Raw genomic sequence first — 18,271 nt, 5'->3', positions numbered from 1 at the left:
AAATTAATTCTGGGTTAATTGCTAATTGTCGTGGCCCACATTTCTCACGAAATCGCACCTCTCATTTTCAAATTTTCAAATTTTCAAATCAGCACATTCTGTATTCCCATCTTCAAATTTTCAAATTAGGGGTTACATTTGTCGATAAACAGTTTTTATCGCAACCACTCCGTCCATATTAGCTAGTCCGATCGAGTACCTGAAAGGTGTCGGCCCTTTGCGGGCAGACATTTTGAAAAAGGAGCTTAATATTTTCACTTTTAAAGATCTGCTTGAGCATTTTCCCTTCAGGCATGTTGATAAAACGCAGGTGCAACTCATACGGGAAATTACCCCTCAAACAGATCAGGTGCAGGTTGCAGGTAGATTGATGAGTTTGCACGTGCTTGGTGAAAACAGGGCAAAAAGACTGGTAGGGGAACTTAGAGACAGCTCTGGTACAATGGAACTTGTTTGGTTTCAGGGAATTAACTGGGTACAAAAATCCCTCGAGGTAGGGAAGGAATATCTCGTTTATGGCAAGGCTAGTTTTTTTAGCGGTTATCCACAAATAACGCACCCGGAAATAGAAGCCTTCAGCCCCGAAAAATCTGAGGGAAAAGGGTTTCTTGAACCCGTTTACCCTACAACAGAAAAATTAAAACAAAAGCAGCTTGGCGGCAGGCAAATCGGCAAGCTGACCTGGGGCCTTTTAACAGCTTTACAGCCCGCTGATATACCGGAAAATCTGCCTGATAAACTTTTGCAATCACTTAACTTAATTCCCAGGTACAAAGCATACAACGATATTCATTTTCCAGCGAACTTTACTGCCTATCAAAATGCGCTTAACAGGCTCAAGTTTGAAGAGCTTTTTATGGCTCAGTTAAGATTGAATCTTATCAAATCTGAACGTCACCGTTTTTCGCATGGCGTGGTTTTTAAACAAGTAGGCGAATTATTCAATTCATTTTATAAAACCTGTTTGCCTTTTGAACTTACCGGGGCGCAAAAAAGAGTGTTGAGGGAAATAAGACAGGACGCGGCGCATGGCAGACAAATGAACAGGCTTTTGCAGGGAGACGTGGGTAGCGGAAAAACCATTGTTGCATTGCTGAGTATGTTGCTGGCGGTGGATAATGGATTTCAGAGTTGCATGATGGCTCCGACAGAAATTTTAGCCAATCAACATTTTGTGGGGATCAGCGAGTTGGTAAAGGACCTGCCGGTAACGGTTAGGTTGCTCACTGGTTCTACAAAAGCGAAAGAAAGGCGAGAGATTTTGGCTGCATTGGAAAGCGGAGAACTTAACCTGATCATAGGTACCCACGCCTTGTTGGAGGACCCGGTAAAATTTAAAAATATTGGTCTTGCAATAATTGATGAACAGCATCGTTTTGGAGTAGAGCAGCGGTCGAAATTATGGCGAAAAGCGAACATACCACCTCATGTACTTGTTATGACTGCAACACCCATTCCACGTACCCTCGCCATGACTGCTTATGGAGATCTTGATTACAGTGTAATAGATGAATTGCCGCCCGGCAGGCAACCTGTGACCACGGTTCATCGTTTTGAACAAGCAAGGGGTTCTGTGATGGACTTTATAAAACAGGAAATTGCCAAAGGCAGGCAGGCGTACATAATCTTTCCTTTGATTGAAGAATCAGAAAAAATAAACTATGAGAACCTTATGCGGGGGTATGAAAATGTGAAAGCATTTTTCCCCGAACCAAAGTATTGGATCAGTATGGTGCATGGACGACAGCCAGCTGAGCAAAAGGATACCAACATGCAACGTTTCATTACACGCGACACTCAAATCATGGTATCAACCACTGTGATCGAAGTGGGCGTGAATGTTCCAAATGCAAGCGTGATGGTGATTGAGAGTTCAGAGAAATTTGGGTTGTCACAATTGCATCAGTTGAGAGGAAGAGTAGGAAGGGGAAGTGATAAAAGTTATTGTATCTTACTAACGGGTAATAAACTTTCAAGCGAGGCGAAAGAACGATTGAAAATAATGACCGCAACAAACGACGGGTTTAAGATTGCCGAAAAGGATATGGAGCTGCGGGGACCCGGGGATATTGAAGGTACAAGGCAAAGCGGGATGCTGAATTTTAAACTGGCGAGTTTGTTACAAGATAAACAGTGGCTGGATGCTGCCAAGCAAATGGCGCAACAAATACTGGAGGAAGATCCGGACCTTTCAGAGAAAGCGAATGAAAGATTAAAACGCTTTTTGCAATCGCAAAAGGGAAAAACGGCTTGGAGCAAAATTTCGTAAATTAGAAATAAAGCTAGACAACTTGATGAAAACTACAACTATCATATTATGCCTCCTGGTAAGCAGCTTACAATTATTGGCGCAATCGGGCGGTAATTTTAATAGCCTTGAGTTTGTTGAAAATAAAGGACAGTGGGATAAGCAAGTTCAGTTTCAGGTAGATTTTGGTTCAGGCGCTTTTTTCCTCCGGAAAAATGGCATCGCCGTATTGCAGCGCAATACACAGGACATGGAAAATATTGGTCACGTAAGATATAATCCCGCAGATACTTTGCACTCCCGCCCAATTCGCACAGATGGATCAGGTTCCACTCAAATGGAAGACAATACACAACACATCTTGCACTCTCACATGTATTTCATGGATTTTGTGGGAGCCAATGAAAATGCAGAGATCGTTGGTGAAAAACCACAGGACACCTACTACAACTATTACATAGGAAATGATAAGTCAAAATGGGCAGGCGGCTGTAAAGTTTATCAGTCCGTTCTGTACAAGAATATTTATCCGAATATTGATGTACGTTACTTCACCAACGATGGTTTGGCGAAATACGAATTTATTGTAAACCCGGGTGGCGATCCTTCCAAAATTGTGATGCAGTTTCGCGGAGCGGATAAATTAAGCGTCAATAAGAACAACGAGCTTGTTATTAAAACATCGGTAGGTGATGTAACAGAACTGGCTCCTTACACCTACCAGTTTCAAAATGGTACAAGAGTAAAGATCGATTGTAAGTATGTGATTAATGGCAACAATGTAACGTTCAAGCTGAAAAGCTTTCAGAGCAGTGAAACGTTGATCATTGATCCTGCATTGATATTTGCCAGCTTTACCGGAAGTCGCGCAGACAACTGGGGTTATACGGCAACTTACGGAGGCGATGGTTCTTTTTATGCAGGTGGTATCGTATTTGCCAACGGCTTTGTTACCACAGCCGGTGCCTTCCAAAGCACCTACTCAGGAAAAGGACAGGAAATGTTTAACATGGGTATCATGCGGTTCAATCCTTCAGGAACGCAACGTATGTTTGGTACTTACATCGGAGGAAGCGGAAAAGAACAACCGCACAGTATGTTTGCCGATGGCAATGGTAATTTGGTGATTGCGGGAAGAACCACTTCCACAGATTATCCATCCACTATTCGCCAGGTAAATGGTAGCGCCAATAATTGGGACATCGTGATCACAAAAATTAGTTTCGATGGAAAACAATTACTGGGTTCACTGGTAATTGGCGGTTCCGGAAATGACGGACAAAACATTGGAGACAGCCACAGCAGCATTACGCGCAACCAAAGCCTTATTAACTTTTATGGCGACGATGCCCGTAGTGAAGTGATCCTTGACAGAACCGGAAATATTTATCTGGCATCTTGTACTCAGTCCGGAGATTTTCCAACAACGTCTAACGCGATGCAAAAAAATTCCGGCGGCAAACAGGATGGTGTTATCATAAAAGTTGATGCGGCTTTTTCGCAACTTTTATACAGCTCATATATCGGTGGAAATGGTGACGATGCGGCTTTTGTATTGGCCCTCGATCAAAAATCGCAGGACGTGTATGTGGCCGGTGGTACGAATAGCACCAACCTGCCTACAACAGCAGGCGTTGTACAACCCACTTATGCCGGTGGCGAAAGCGATGGCTTTGTTGCTGCATTTTCCAATGATGAAGCGACTTTAAAAATGATGACCTACCTCGGTACATCGAAAACCGATGTAGTATACGGTATTCAATTTGACCGCGATAATTTTCCTTACGTAATGGGAATTAGTACCGGTGACTGGACGGCGATAAATGCGGCGTGGTCACAGAGCGGATGTCAGTTTGTAGGTAAACTAAAAGAAGATTTGTCTGACTGGGTTTTCAGAACAAAATTCGGAACTTCTTTAAGTGCACCGAATATGTCGCCTGTGGCGTTCCTGGTAGATCGTTGCGAAAATATGTATATCTCCGGCTGGGGAAAAGCATACGGAAGCTTTAACATGCAAGGCGTTCGCGGCATGAGCGTAACGCCTGATGCTATAAAAAGCGATGCCCCTGATAATGCAGACTTTTATTTCATTGTAATCAAAAGAAACGCAGCTTCACAACTATACGGAACATTCTTTGGTCAAAACAGTGGCGGTCCTGAACACGTTGACGGAGGCACCAGCCGCTTCGACCAGAATGGTGTGATCTACCAGGCGATGTGCGCAAACTGTTTGTCTTCTGCAACAGCACCGAGACCGCAGTTTCCAATAACAGCCGGAGCGGTTTGTTGCTCAAATAAATGGAGCGGTGCAAATGGAACAGGAAGCGGTGCAGAATGTAATTTGGCTGCGGTAAAAATTGTTTTCAACTATGCCGGTGTAGGTAGCGGTGTAAAATCATTTGTGGCCGGTAAAGTAAGAAGTAAAGGCTGCGCACCTGCAGACTTTGAATTTAAAGACACCGTATTAAATGCCGTTAGTTATATATGGGATTTTGGTGATGGCAGTCCGCAATTGGCTACCACCAATTTTGATGTAACGCACACATACGCAAATGTCGGCACATACAAAGTCATGTTGATCGGTATAGATTCCAGCAGTTGTAACATACGCGACACCGCGTACACCGTTGTACGTGTGGGAGATGACAGAGTGAACTTCGCTTTCGATTTTCAAAAATTACAACCTTGTGAAGCGCTCGATTATCGATTTACAAACAACTCGTCTGTAATCAGTGGTGCGCCGTTTACAAATACTTCTTTTGTTTGGGATTTTGGTGACGGAACAAGAATCGCAAGTGGCACGGCTCCTCAAACGCACTCTTATGCTGCACCAGGAACATATAAGGTTACACTAATACTCGCCGATACGGGATATTGTAATTCGCCGGATTCATTGTCAGAGTCTTTGCGTGTATCACCTCTCGTTAAAGCACAGTTTGAAACACCGGGAGAAGGTTGTGCGCCATATACCGCAGTCTTCCACAATACATCTTTGGGTGGTGATACATTTGATTGGGATTTTGGTGATGGATCGCCTATCTCGCATGATATAAATCCTTCACACACTTATCCGCCGGGACCAAACGTGTACACTGTGAAGTTGACGGCATACGACGATAATACTTGTAATAAGGTACACGATACAACATTCACCATAACCGTGCACACTAGCCCTACAGCGGCATATACGTATGCGCCTTTAACGCCTGCGGAAAATAGACCGACAACATTCACCAACAATTCATCTACCGATGCCATTCAGTTTGCATGGAGATTTGGTGATGGGGATTCCTTAATAACAAGCAGCCGCAATGACATCGATCACCAGTATAATATTTCAGGCACTTTTGAAGCATGTCTGGATGCAGTAAATGCTTTTGGTTGCCATGACACAGCTTGCAACTTTATCAAGGCGATAGTTGTTCCTAAGCTGGATGTGCCGAATGCATTCACACCACTAGGGCCAACTTCTGCCAGCACAATATATGTTCATGGATTTGGCATCAATACCATGAAATGGGTAATTTATAACCGTTGGGGACAAAAAGTTTTTGAAACCAATGACAGGAGAAGAGGCTGGGACGGCAGGTTTAACGGTGTAGTACAACCGATGGATGTGTACGGCTATACACTGGAAGTTGAATTTGTAGACGGGGAAAAGCTAAGCAGGAAGGGAGATATTACGTTGATAAGATAAAATCGAATTAATAATTAATAATTAAAAATTAATAGTGTAAATCGCTGACGAAATGCATCGTCAAAACTGCGGAGAGATGAAATACTTAGAGACGTTCCTATTAATTGTTAATTATTAATTATTAATTCGACAATCATAAATGTCGAAAAGATTTGAAGAATGATTGATCAAAAAAAAAGACCCATGAAAATAGACGCACTAAACAATTCACGCATTAGAGGGAAACAGATAATGGTGAAGATATTGTTGCTTCTATGCCCTGTAGTGTTTTTTGCTACAAAAAATATTCAGGCACAGGACCTTCATTATTCTCAATGGTACGCTTCGCCTTTATTGGTAAATCCTGCGAACACAGGATTTATTCCAGATGCAGACTATCGCCTGGGTGCCAATTACCGCAGTCAATATATGAACGTTCTATCGTCTCCATATAAAACAATGAGTATTTGGGGAGATGCGCAGATAATGCGCGACAGATTTGACAACGCCTGGCTGGGCGTAGGTGGTGTGATCCTTCGCGATCAGGCGGGTAGTGGAAATCTTACTTCTACAAAAGTGTACGGATCGCTGGCCTATCATCAAATGCTGGGGTTATCAAGTTTGCTGACAGCAGGATTCAACCTTGGTTGGGCACAGAAAAGAATAGATCCTACGAAGCTTACGTTCCCCGATCAGTTTAATGATGCTACCGGCTTTTTTGAATCAGGAATGCCGACAAGCGTAGTGTTTAATACAACGTCGATTAATTACATGGATGTTCAGGTGGGTGTCAACTATGCTTATTTTCCAACGCAGAATATTTACTTAAACGGAGGCTTTTCTGTTCAGCACATTAACAGACCAAAAGAAGGATTTTTTGTAGAGAGCTCAGTATATGACAACAGGTTGTCTGCACGATATATTGGATTCGTAAACGCCAGCCTAAAATTGAGCAATCAGGTAATTATTAATCCGATGGCCTATTATACCAACCAGGCAAGCGCATCAGAGTTTACCGGAGGTTTAAGTATGGATTATAACTTGTCCGGCGACGGCAATACCATTGTAAGCGGCGGCATATTCTATCGTCCCGGCGATGCATTCATACCGCAACTTGGTTTTGAGATCAATGATTTTCGTCTCAACTTTACATATGATGCCACTACCTCAGGTTTAAAAGCCTATAACGGTGGCCGGGGTGCTGTAGAATTTTCGCTTATAAAGAAAGGATTATATCCTGACAAGGAATCGAGACAGTCGTGGTGCCCAAGTTTCAAAATGTAATAGATATATTCTGTATAAAAAGCGCTTCCTGGAGAAGCGCTTTTTTGTTTGTACCCATTTTTAAGAAAATTACTATTATTGCTCACCGTTAGATCGGTATTCCTCATTATGCCTGCCAGATACTTGTTTTCATTATTCAAACGAAGCAAGTATGCGTTATCTGATTTTCTTACTGGCCACAGTTTTTTCATTGCAGTTACAAGCGCAGCAAACGATCGAAAACAATATTTCGGCTGTTGTTGACTGTGGAGACAGAACAGCATTTGTTTTTTCAGATACCGATCCCCAAGATGAATGGCAGGTAGTAGAATGGAGCTTTGGAGACGGTACTATGGTAAATGAAATGCCGGTTCCTGCTTCTATTGCCCATAAGTATGGCGTTTCCAACTCAGCGACATATGTTGTTTCTTTAAAAAAGAAAAATGTCATCACTCAGCAGTTCTCCATTGCCAGCAGAACCGTTTTTGTGGTTAATGAACAGCCTTCATTTACTGTCGACGTATTGGAAACCTGCCTTCAAAACAAAGTAACCTTTGTTCCCCTTGGCATCAAATCGCAATACATCAACAAATACCAATGGGACTTTGGAGACGGGAAATTAACTGTTAAAACAAACACGAAACTTTCGCCCAAATTTGACGCCAGCGTTTCCTACGCATTCGATGATCCCGGCATATACAACGTACAGCTTGCCATCGTTGATACAAACAGCTGCTCGCGGACATTTGAGTATCCTAATGTGATCCATATTAGGGGGCCGGTCGCGAAATTTAAAGCCACCAGCGTCACGAGTTGCAAAGAAGAAAATTTTACAAGAACGATCAAGGATGCGTCAGTGCCAGATAAGACAGCCGCGATTAATAAATGGGAATGGTACGTTTGGGAAACGGGAACCTCGGGCCCTGCTGATCCTACAGCGATATTTGACGGTACCCATCCGATGAATGCCGACGGGGTTGTATTTCCTTTTTCAAATACGAATCATGCGTACAAAGGATATTCCATAAAGCTGATTGTGACAGATAATGAGGGTTGTATTTCTGCAGCAAAAACATCTTCCTCATACATTAAAAGTTATTGGCCAAAAGCATCCTTTGAAGCTGAGAAAACCTTGCTCTGCAACGAAAACGACGTGAAGCTAAAAGATGCGTCAACAGGAAACAAACTTAATTATACATGGGTTTATGGAGACGGAGAAACCGGTTCAACAAGTGTCTCTCATTCGCACACATATTTAAATACCGGCCTGTATAGCGTAAAACTAGCAGTTGCCGAAAAACAAATGAATACCTGTAAAGATGAAGTTGTAAAAGACAATTACATCAAGATAGTAAATGTAAAAGCTGCGTTTGAAATGATCGACAGCAAGCAATGCGGGCCGGTTCCGGTAAGTTTTATTGATCATTCTATCGGCGCAGCATCCTACAATTGGGATTTCGGTGATGGCCCAATATCAGCGGAGAGCCAGCCTGTTCACTCGTTTGAAGCAGGTGACCACCCAATAACACTTACTGTAAAAAGCCCTCAAAATGAATGCTCATCTTCTGCAACAATGCCGCTGCATATATATCAAAAGCCGGATGTTTCGATTGAAGGTGAAGAGGTGATTTGTCTCGAAAAAAATGTGACTGCACTGGACTATAAGTCAGCAATAAACGGAAGCGATTCGCCGATTTCATTTAACTGGGAAATAGATGGTGTGACTTTGGGCAACGAAGCAAATTTCACGAATGATTACCGATTGCCCGGCGCTCATAATTTGAAACTGACTGTTGACGCTGCAGACTATTGTTCCGGTACCGCAGAAAAGAATATAAAGATCGATTCAATAGCGCCTTCATTCATGGCCGCAGCAAGTGTCTATTCTGTTAAGACTGGCGAAAATATTATTCTTCACGCTGGTGCAACTGGGGATAATTTACAATTCAATTGGTATCCGCAAACGGGCCTCTCATGTTATGATTGTGCAAACCCTGTTTTCAATTCAACTGCAAGCACGCAATATCGTCTCACTGCATCAACACCTGAAGGTTGTGCTGTAGAAAAGGATATCGTAATTACTGTTATCAAAAATATTGATGTGCCGGTTAATAGCCCCTGCACCGGTATAGCAATGCCAAACGCATTTACGCCAAATGGCGACGGTCAGAACGAAGTGTTTTATGTCAAAGGATGCTCGATAGTCTTCGTAAAAAAGTTTAGCATCTACGATAGGTTGGGAAGACGTGTTTTTATGAGAGAAAACTTTCTACCGAATGACAAACATTTTGGATGGGATGGTAAAGTAAATGGCGTTCATATTACTCAAGCCGAGACTTTCGTCTACCTCGCTGAGGTTGTTGACAAGCAAGGAAAACCCCAATCTTTAAAAGGGACGGTGATCCTAGTGAAGTAACAACAGGTTGTCTGACAAAACATAGAGACTCTGCACGTCATTGCGAGGCCCCTGCATAACAACAAGCAAGCGTAAACTGAAGAGAAGTAATCAATAAAGCATCCGGCCGAAGCAATCTCATCAGCAAGTAGCGCCAACATTTTGAACATCAAATTATCAGATCATGATTCGAAAAGATTGCAGCTCGCTGCGGAGATTGCTTCGGCCACTTGTTGATTGCTTGAGTTTCGTTCTTCGTTCGGATATTCATTCTCCGCTGGCCTCGCAATGACGGGACAGGCCTGCGTTTTATTTTTGAACATGCTATTATTATAATAGTAGAGCGACACGTCCAGCAAACAAAAAAGCCCAACGAAAGTTGGGCTCAATATAGAAACCGTCCACTAAAAAGGTTAATCAACTATTGCTTGTAATTTCTAACATCCAGCAATTTAACTTGAAAGTACAATGGGCTATTTGGTGGAATGGCGGCGTTGCCGGTACAGCCATAAGCAAGGTAAGAAGGCATCACAATTTGTAATCCGCCACCTTTTTTCACTTTCAACAATGCGTATTGGAAGCCCGGAATAAAAGTGCCTGCATACGCCATTACAGAATCGGCATGGTCAAAAACCTTATTGTCTAAGGTTTTTCCTACATAACTAATAACCACAGTGTCTGACGCACTTAATACGGCAGGTCCCGTACCTACTGAATCTATCTGGTAATAGTTACCTGCATTGTCAACCTGGTAATCCAATCCCTGACTCACACAAAACGCTTGCATTGCAGGGGCCTCAACAGACTTGTCCTGATCTGAACACGTATCTGATTTCTTGGAACATCCTAAAAACAAAACGGGTGCGGCAAGCATCAGCAAAAAAGACTTTTTCATCTCGGTCACTTGTTTTTTAAATGGTACTACTAATATTAACTTACTGCAAAAATCAGAAAGCTTTTTGTCATAACACTTATCTTGACCTAATTTATTCTTAAATCGTTGCGTATAGTTTTGACATTCAAAGTATATATTCTAAAATTATATTTATCCGGCAGACCGTGAGCTTCCTCTGCCCACGGTTTCTTATATTTGCGCCACAAAAATTCTATTTTCGATGCAAGCGACTTTGACGAGAAAATCTGCTATAACTGCTGATCACATCAAATTGTTTACCAATCTGTTAGGAGAAAATTATGTGCTTTATGACCAGGAATCACTCCATGATTACGGTCACGATCAAACCGAGCACCTTTTGTTTTTACCCGACGTTGTATTAAAACCTCGCACAACAGAGGAAATCAGCGAAATAATGAAGATTTGTAATGCTAGCGGCATTCCTGTAACGCCACGCGGCGGAGGTACCGGCCTTAGCGGCGGCGCTTTGCCTCATTTAGGTGGTGTAGTTTTGTCAACAGAGCGTCTCAATAGCATTTTGAGTATAGACGAAAAAAATCTCCAGGTTACAACTGAACCAGGTGTAATCACAGAGGTTTTACAAGAAACAGTGAAGGAGAAAGGTCTTTTTTACCCTCCGGACCCAAGCAGCAAAGGTTCCTGTTTTATAGGCGGAAACATTGCTGAAAACAGTGGAGGTCCTAAAGCTGTCAAATATGGTGTAGTAAAAGATTACGTGTTGAACCTGGAAGTTGTGTTGCCAACCGGCGAGGTGATTTGGACCGGAGCGAACGTTTTAAAAAATTCTACAGGATATAACCTTACGCAGCTGGTTGTAGGCAGCGAAGGAACGCTCGGAATTGTCACTAAGATAGTATTGAAGCTGATTCCGCTTCCGAAATATGACTTGCTGATGTTGGTGCCATTTACATCATTGGAAAAAGCTGGCGAGGCTGTAAGTGCTATTTTCCGCGCAGGATTTACGCCAAGTGCTTTGGAACTGGTAGAATATGATGCGTTGAAAATTACTGCGGCAATGGTTGACAGTACTGCGGTTCAGGTTACTGACGATACGGCCGCACACCTCATCATTGAAGTAGACGGCAATCACATGGACGCACTGATGAGTGAGATGGAATCAATTAGTGAGTTATTAACACAGTTTGATTGCGGAGAAGTGTACTTTGCAGATGACGCACAGCAGAAAGCAGAATTGTGGAAGCTTCGCAGACGTGCTGCAGAAGCAGTGAAATTGCAAGGTTACACCATTGAAGAAGATACAGTTGTACCAAGAGCGGAATTGCCGAAATTGATCAGAGGAGTAAAAGAACTTGGCCGCAAGTATGATTTTCATGCAGTGTGCTATGGTCACGCCGGCGATGGTAATTTGCATATCCGTATTAAAAAAGAGGGGCTTCAAAATAGCCAGGATGATCCTCAAATGGTTGAATGTCTCAGAGCTTTATTTGAATTGGTTAAAAGCCTTGGTGGAACGATCAGTGGCGAACATGGAATTGGGCTGGTGCAAAAGGGATACATGGATATTGTATTCAATAACACACAGCTTCAAATAATGAGGGACATTAAGAAGGTGTTTGATCCGAACAATATATTGAACGCCGGAAAGATTTTTTAAATGAGCTTTGACCAAGTACCCCTGAAAATCAACAGCACCATTTAAAATTTTAAGTATGAAATTATTGAAACTGGCTACTTTGTGCTTACTCTGCATCTGTGTGTCATCAACCGCTTTGCATGCTCAGTACGAGCCCGATAATTCATCCGGAGAAAAGGGGTTTGATAAAAGCAAACTTTTCTTTGGTGGCAACTTCGGCTTAAGTTTTAGCAGCTACAACACATTTGTAAATGTATCTCCGCAGTTGGGTTATCGCTTTAACAGATACATAGCTGCAGGCATCGGAATTAACGGCCAGTATTATTCATATGATGATGGATACGGTAAAAATCAGTATGGTATTGCCGGTTTGAATGTCTTCGGAAGGGTTTATCCGATCCCGCAATTGTTTGCGCAGCTTCAACCTGAAGCAAACTATACCTGGGGTAAGTACATACCTCATAATGCTGCTGATGGGCCTACGCAAACAAAGGATAGTGAAGTTCGTCCGGCGTTATTGATTGGCGCCGGTGGCGTTATTCCAATGGGCTCCGGAGGCAGTGGAATTATCTTAATGGTGCAATACGATTTGTTGGGAGAAAGAGATATGCCGCCGTATGGCGACAAGCCGTTCTTTAGTTTCGGCGTGAACTTTGGATTGTAGAGAAAGTAAAAATTTAAAAGTCAAAATAGAAGCTTGGGTTTAACCCGGGCTTTTTTTATGTGCATGCCCAAGTTTTACCACAGAGTGCATCGAGGTTTTTTTCACAGAGGAAAGGAGAGAGGCTATATTGATAGTGAAAAATAAAAGGGAAGGAGAAATTTTACAAATCTCTTCTTCCCTTTATTTTTTGAAACTGCTATTATTTACGAAGTAAATTCTCCTTTCCTCTGTGAAAAAAACTCCTTTCTCCGTGGTTTAAAAAACAAGTCACGGTGAAACTCTGTGTTCTCGGTGCCTCAGTGGCAAAGAGTTCGATCACTCAATCTTATTAAAAATATCCACCGGTGATTCGCAAAAAATAATGCGTTCATCTACTGGCTCATAAAGAAAGCCTTCTTTCTCTGCTTGTTTCAGATAGAGGATAAGATTATTATAGTAACCGGCGCTATTTAATATGTAGATCTTTTTATCGTGAATTTTTAATTGGTTCCAGGTAAGCATTTCGAAAAATTCGTCCATTGTGCCAAAGCCGCCCGGCATTACGATAGCAGCGTCACTCATATCGTAAATGGTTCTTTTACGCGTGTGCATATCAGGTACTATAGCAAGCTCTGTAAGGCCTTCGTGCTGTTGCTCCCATTCAATAAGAATTTTTGGGATGACGCCCATCACTTGTCCATTGTGCGCAAGTACTGCATTGGCAATGGCACCCATAAGCCCTTTTTTACCACCGCCGTAAACCAATTTCAATTTAAGAATGGCAATCAACTTGCCCAGCTCTGCCGCATGCTGAGCGAAAACGGGATTCTTCCCACTATTGGAACCGCAAAAAACAGCAACCGAAGAAATATTCATAGAAAAAAAAGGATTTAGTTTTAAAACTTCAACGTCAATTAATACAAGTCAAATGTAAGCATACTCATTTTTTTTGATAAAGATTTTTATATCTTCATTTAAGAAGGCACGCCAATGGCACGCAGATGACGCAGATTTAACTGATTTACGCTGATGATTACTTACCGGTAATCTCATATTTCAGATAGAGGTTCTGATAAAAGATCTGCGTTAATCTGCTAAATCCGTGTCATATGTGTGCCGTCTTTCTTAAAAAAAACATGATGTCATCTATACTACTGTTTGCTGTTGTTATTGCATATTTTTTAATCCTTTTGTCCGTGGCCTACGTCACTTCACGTAATTCTACCAACGATACTTTTTTTATAGGTAATAAAAGCTCTAACTGGATGCTGGTGGCATTTGGCATGGTGGGAACTTCGTTATCCGGTGTAACATTTGTTTCCGTTCCGGGAACAACGGGAGACTTTGCAGGAAATGCATTCAAGGGGTTTGGATATTTCCAGGTGGTTATCGGATATTTCATCGGTTATTTTATTGTGGCGTATGTGCTGTTGCCGTTGTACTACAAGCACAATCTCACTTCCATTTATAATTATCTGCAAAAAAGATTTGGCATTTTTTCCTATAAAACCGGCGCCTTGTTTTTCATTATCTCCAGAACAATTGGTGCTACAGCACGCTTGTATCTGGTGATCAATGTTTTGCAAATATTTATTCTCGACGAAATGGGCGTGCCTTTCATTGTAACAGCATTTGTGATCTTGTTAATGATATTGCTGTACACATTCGAAGGTGGAGTAAAAACAATTGTGTACACTGATACATTGCAAACAACATTCATGCTGCTGGGATTAATAGTTTGTATTATTTACATCATGAGTCAGTTGCATTTAGGCGCAGGATCAACCATGCAAACGCTTTCTGCAAAAGGTTATACCAACATTTTCAATTTCGATGTGAAGAGCAAAGGGTTTTTTCTTAAGCAAATTTTGGGCGGTGCATTCATTACCATTGCAATGACAGGACTTGATCAGGAGATGATGCAGAAAAATATCAGCGTGGAAAAATTGAAAGATTCTCAAAAAAACATGCTGACTTTTAGTACAGTGATACTGTTGGTCAATCTATTGTTCCTCTCATTGGGTGGCTTGTTGTATGTTTTCATGATCGACAAAGGTGCTTCTTATGATTTTGGAAAACACACGTTGATGTTGGGTGACAAAAACATTATCGGTGATGATTTGTTTCCCTACACTGCATTGAAATTATTGCCTCAAACAGTAGGTTTGATCTTCATCATTGGATTGATATCCGCACTGTTCCCAAGCGCAGACGGTGCCTTGACAGCCTTGACCTCTTCTTTCTGCATAGATATATTGGGTATTAAAAGAAGAACCGACATTCCGGAAGAGAAAAAGAAAAAAACACGCATGATCGTGCACATTACATTCGCCTTGATTTTCATGCTGTGCATTCTCATATTCAAATGGATCAACAATAAATCCATTATCAACATTATACTTGATCTTGCTGGCTACACATATGGTCCGCTATTGGGATTGTTCTCATTTGGCATTTTGAGCAAGCGCAGATTAAATGATGGCATTCTCGTGACAATCATATGTCTGCTTTCGCCGGTTATTTGTTTTTTCTTAAGTAAATACTCTGCAAACTTATTAGGGGGCTATCAAATAGGCATTGAGTTACTTATTATCAATGGGTTGTTAACGTATCTTGGCTTGTTAACAATTTCTAAAAAATAGTTTTCCGATTAGATATAGCTCAATAATTATATCTTAAATCAATGCAAATAAGACTGATTTGTATAACTACTCGAATCTGGTTGAGTTATATTTGCAAAAAAAGTTTTAAGTAGTAAGTTTTAAGTAATAGGTATGAGATCTTTTATAATTCTCACGACTTAGTACTCATAACTTAAAACTTATAACTCAAAACTTACAACTCAAAATGGAATTGATTTCTTCATTAGTAGAAGCCTATGCCGATAAATTTACCTCGCCGGAAGACGAAGTCATGCAGGGCATATCTGCTGCTACTCAAATGCACGATCATGCCCATATGCTCAGCGGGCATGTGCAAGGAAAATTCCTCGAATTGATAAGCCGCCTGGTTGCCCCAAAATACATTCTCGAGATAGGAACATTTACCGGTTATAGCGCCGTTTGCCTTGCAAAAGGATTACAACAAAATGGCGTCTTACACACCATAGAATTAAGAGAAGAAGATGCTGCCACTGCGCAAAAATATTTTACAGAGGCAGGAGCTTCAAACATTCAATTGCACATCGGAAATGCCGTGGAAATTATTCCAACATTTACCGAAACATTTGATATTGTATTTATTGATGCCGATAAAACCGGCTACCTCGATTATTACAAAATGGTGTTGCCCAAAGTGAGAAAGGGCGGATTGATTATTGCAGACAATGTATTGTTCCACGGGCAGGTGTTGGAAGAGCCTGTAAAAGGAAAAAATGCAAAAGCCATTCAGGCTTTCAATGAATATATACAGCAGGACGCCTCTGTACAGCAGGTATTGCTTACAATTAGGGATGGCCTGTTATTTATTGTAAAAAAATAATACGAGTTGAAAATTTCCGTAGGGGCGAATCGCATTCGCCTTGAAACATCGGCATAAAAAATAATAAAGAATGCAGTTGAAGAGGTTAACAGTTTTATTTGCAGCACTTTTTTGTATGCATTACGTGCATGCACAAAAGCCAGACGTAATTATTCAATACATCAATGCTTATAAAGACATCGCGATCAGTGAAGAGCAGCGCACTGGTGTGCCCGCGGCTATCAAGTTGGCGCAGGGTATTCATGAAACACAGGCCGGCACGAGTGACCTGGTGATAAAATCAAACAATCACTTTGGTATTAAATGTAAAAACACCTGGCAGGGTGACAAAGTGTATCATGATGATGACGCAAGAGGCGAATGTTTCAGAAGTTACAGTTCACCGGCAGATTCATATAAAGATCATTCGGATTTTTTGAAAGCAAGTCCGCGTTATGCGTTTCTGTTTCAGCTTGATCCTACAGATTATAAAGCATGGGCCTATGGACTAAAGAAAGCAGGCTATGCCACCAATATCCGTTATTCTCAAATATTGATCAACCTGATAGAAACCTACAACCTGGAAGAATATACATTGATCGCATTGGGCAAGGCAAAACCAACAGACGATGCAATTGCTTCCAATACCATTGAAAACAAACCGACCAATGTGCCGGTCTTAACAATGGATCAGCCGGTAAACAACGCCCAACCTGTAACTGCTGTGGCATTACCCGCTCCGAATTATCCCGATGGTGAGTTCAAGATAAACAATACACGGGTTACCTACGTTAAGCAGGGAACATCTTTGCTTGCGCTCGCAGAATATTATCATTTGTCACTAAGCCGATTGCTTGAGTTTAATGATATGGAGCAGGGCGATGGTGATATATTGTCTGAGGATCAACTTATTTTCCTTCAACGTAAAAGAAAAGTAAGCGACAACGAATTTCACGTAGTGCAAATGGGCGAAGACTTGTACGACATTGCGCAGAAAGAGGGCGTTCGCTATGAAAGCTTACTGGAACTGAATTTAATGAGTGAAGAAATGGACCCGGCAGTGGGGGAAAAAATCAGTTTGCAAAAGAAGCTAAGTACACGTCCTGCGCTGATAACAGAAAAGTCCAATGTTGTTATAAATGCTGCGAGTAATAATGCATCTTTGCAGCAACCACAATCAGGAACTAAACATATTGTTCAAACAAAGGAAACACTGTACAGCATTTCAAAAAAGTACGGTGTAAATGTAGAACAGATTAAAACATGGAACAATTTGCAGGACATGAGTTTGAAAGTGGGGCAGGAGTTGATTATTTACAGGAATTAGGAGTTAGAAATTAGGAATTAGGAATTTTTTTGGCCTCAATATTTACGATTCATCATTGACCATTCACGATTAACATAAAACACATGGCTAACACGAACGTAAACGGTAAGTTTTTTAAACCTTATTTATCGGACAATGACATTCAAAACGCAATCGCAAGAATTGCGGATGAAATTAAAGCAGAGTATAAGGATAAACGTCCTTTGTTTATAGCTATATTGAATGGCTCGTTCATGTTTGCTTCTGATCTTTTTAAAAAGCTGGAAATAGACGCTGAAATTTGTTTTATTAAACTCGCTTCATACAAAGGCACCAAATCAACCGGTCATGTAATTACCGCTATTGGCCTGGACATGGATCTTTATGATCGCCACGTAGTGATCGTCGAAGACATCGTTGATACCGGAAAAACGCTGAATGAATTTTTACCTCAATTGACCCACCAGCAGCCTGCGTCACTTAAAATCGCTGCATTGCTGCACAAACCTGAAGCAACTTTGTTTCCAATTCCAATAGATTATCTTGGTTTTGCTATTCCAAACAAATTCGTCGTAGGTTATGGCCTTGATTATGACGGACTTGGGAGGAACTTGCCAGAGATTTTGCAACTGGCAGAAGAAGAATAGTTGCGAATTGAAAGTTGAAGTTGAAAATGGGAGATAATAAATCGGTTACATTTCCTATCATTTTCAATTTTCCACTTCAAACCTGATTTCTATCATCTGCGCCTATTGAATATTTCTTCCTATT

12 protein-coding genes are annotated in these 18,271 nt (G+C 41.4%); 10 read left to right on the top strand and 2 right to left on the bottom strand.

Annotation, left to right across the window (positions count from 1 at the left end):
* Nucleotides 1-157 precede the first annotated feature (157 nt).
* The 4 genes from recG (at nt 158) to QJ048_RS20975 (ending at nt 9,603) form a co-directional block, all read left to right on the top strand.
* A complete protein-coding gene (recG, locus tag QJ048_RS20990) occupies nt 158-2,269 on the top strand; it encodes an ATP-dependent DNA helicase RecG (RefSeq protein ID WP_282336708.1) in 2,112 nt (703 codons plus the stop codon).
* A 25-nt stretch (nt 2,270-2,294) separates the two neighbouring features.
* Complete coding sequence (locus tag QJ048_RS20985) at nt 2,295-5,945, top strand: DUF7948 domain-containing protein (protein WP_282336392.1); 3,651 nt, start codon at nt 2,295-2,297, stop codon at nt 5,943-5,945.
* A gap of 183 nt (nt 5,946-6,128) precedes the next feature.
* Nucleotides 6,129-7,208 (top strand): PorP/SprF family type IX secretion system membrane protein, encoded by a 1,080-nt coding sequence (locus tag QJ048_RS20980; RefSeq protein WP_282336391.1) that lies wholly within the window; start codon nt 6,129-6,131, stop codon nt 7,206-7,208.
* 151 nt (nt 7,209-7,359) lie between these two features.
* Nucleotides 7,360-9,603: a PKD domain-containing protein gene (locus tag QJ048_RS20975; protein WP_282336390.1), complete on the top strand. Its 2,244-nt coding sequence runs from the start codon at nt 7,360-7,362 to the stop codon at nt 9,601-9,603.
* A gap of 400 nt (nt 9,604-10,003) precedes the next feature.
* Here QJ048_RS20975 and QJ048_RS20970 read toward each other — a convergent pair whose 3' ends face one another.
* A complete protein-coding gene (locus QJ048_RS20970; protein WP_282336389.1) occupies nt 10,004-10,477 on the bottom strand; it encodes an FKBP-type peptidyl-prolyl cis-trans isomerase in 474 nt (157 codons plus the stop codon).
* A 220-nt stretch (nt 10,478-10,697) separates the two neighbouring features.
* On the opposite strand from QJ048_RS20970, the gene QJ048_RS20965 reads away from it, so the two are divergent.
* Both QJ048_RS20965 and QJ048_RS20960 read left to right on the top strand, forming a co-directional pair.
* The gene (locus QJ048_RS20965; RefSeq protein WP_282336388.1) at nt 10,698-12,113 is read left to right on the top strand and encodes an FAD-binding oxidoreductase; all 1,416 of its coding nucleotides are present in this window, start codon (nt 10,698-10,700) and stop codon (nt 12,111-12,113) included.
* 55 nt (nt 12,114-12,168) lie between these two features.
* Nucleotides 12,169-12,756, top strand: a complete 588-nt coding sequence (locus QJ048_RS20960) for a hypothetical protein (protein ID WP_282336387.1) — start codon at nt 12,169-12,171, stop codon at nt 12,754-12,756.
* Between the two features lie 315 nt (nt 12,757-13,071).
* Here QJ048_RS20960 and QJ048_RS20955 read toward each other — a convergent pair whose 3' ends face one another.
* Nucleotides 13,072-13,611: an LOG family protein gene (locus tag QJ048_RS20955; protein WP_282336386.1), complete on the bottom strand. Its 540-nt coding sequence runs from the start codon at nt 13,609-13,611 to the stop codon at nt 13,072-13,074.
* A gap of 263 nt (nt 13,612-13,874) precedes the next feature.
* Here QJ048_RS20955 and QJ048_RS20950 point away from each other — a divergent pair, with 263 nt between their 5' ends.
* The 4 genes from QJ048_RS20950 (at nt 13,875) to hpt (ending at nt 18,147) form a co-directional block, all read left to right on the top strand.
* Nucleotides 13,875-15,377, top strand: coding sequence for a sodium:solute symporter (locus tag QJ048_RS20950; protein ID WP_282336385.1), 1,503 nt, complete (start codon nt 13,875-13,877; stop codon nt 15,375-15,377).
* A gap of 205 nt (nt 15,378-15,582) precedes the next feature.
* Nucleotides 15,583-16,215, top strand: a complete 633-nt coding sequence (locus tag QJ048_RS20945) for an O-methyltransferase (RefSeq protein WP_282336383.1) — start codon at nt 15,583-15,585, stop codon at nt 16,213-16,215.
* Between the two features lie 70 nt (nt 16,216-16,285).
* On the top strand, nt 16,286-17,521 hold the full coding sequence (locus QJ048_RS20940; RefSeq protein WP_282336382.1) for a glucosaminidase domain-containing protein: 1,236 nt from the start codon (nt 16,286-16,288) through the stop codon (nt 17,519-17,521).
* An 83-nt stretch (nt 17,522-17,604) separates the two neighbouring features.
* Nucleotides 17,605-18,147 (top strand): hypoxanthine phosphoribosyltransferase, encoded by a 543-nt coding sequence (gene hpt / locus QJ048_RS20935; protein ID WP_282336381.1) that lies wholly within the window; start codon nt 17,605-17,607, stop codon nt 18,145-18,147.
* The last annotated feature ends 124 nt before the right edge of the window (nt 18,148-18,271 follow it).

It is taken from the genome of Pinibacter soli (genome assembly GCF_029961145.1).
Classification (GTDB): Bacteria; Bacteroidota; Bacteroidia; order Chitinophagales; family Chitinophagaceae; genus Pinibacter; species Pinibacter soli.
Note: the sequence above shows the minus strand (reverse complement) of the source record. Positions and strands in the feature narration are given on the sequence as shown.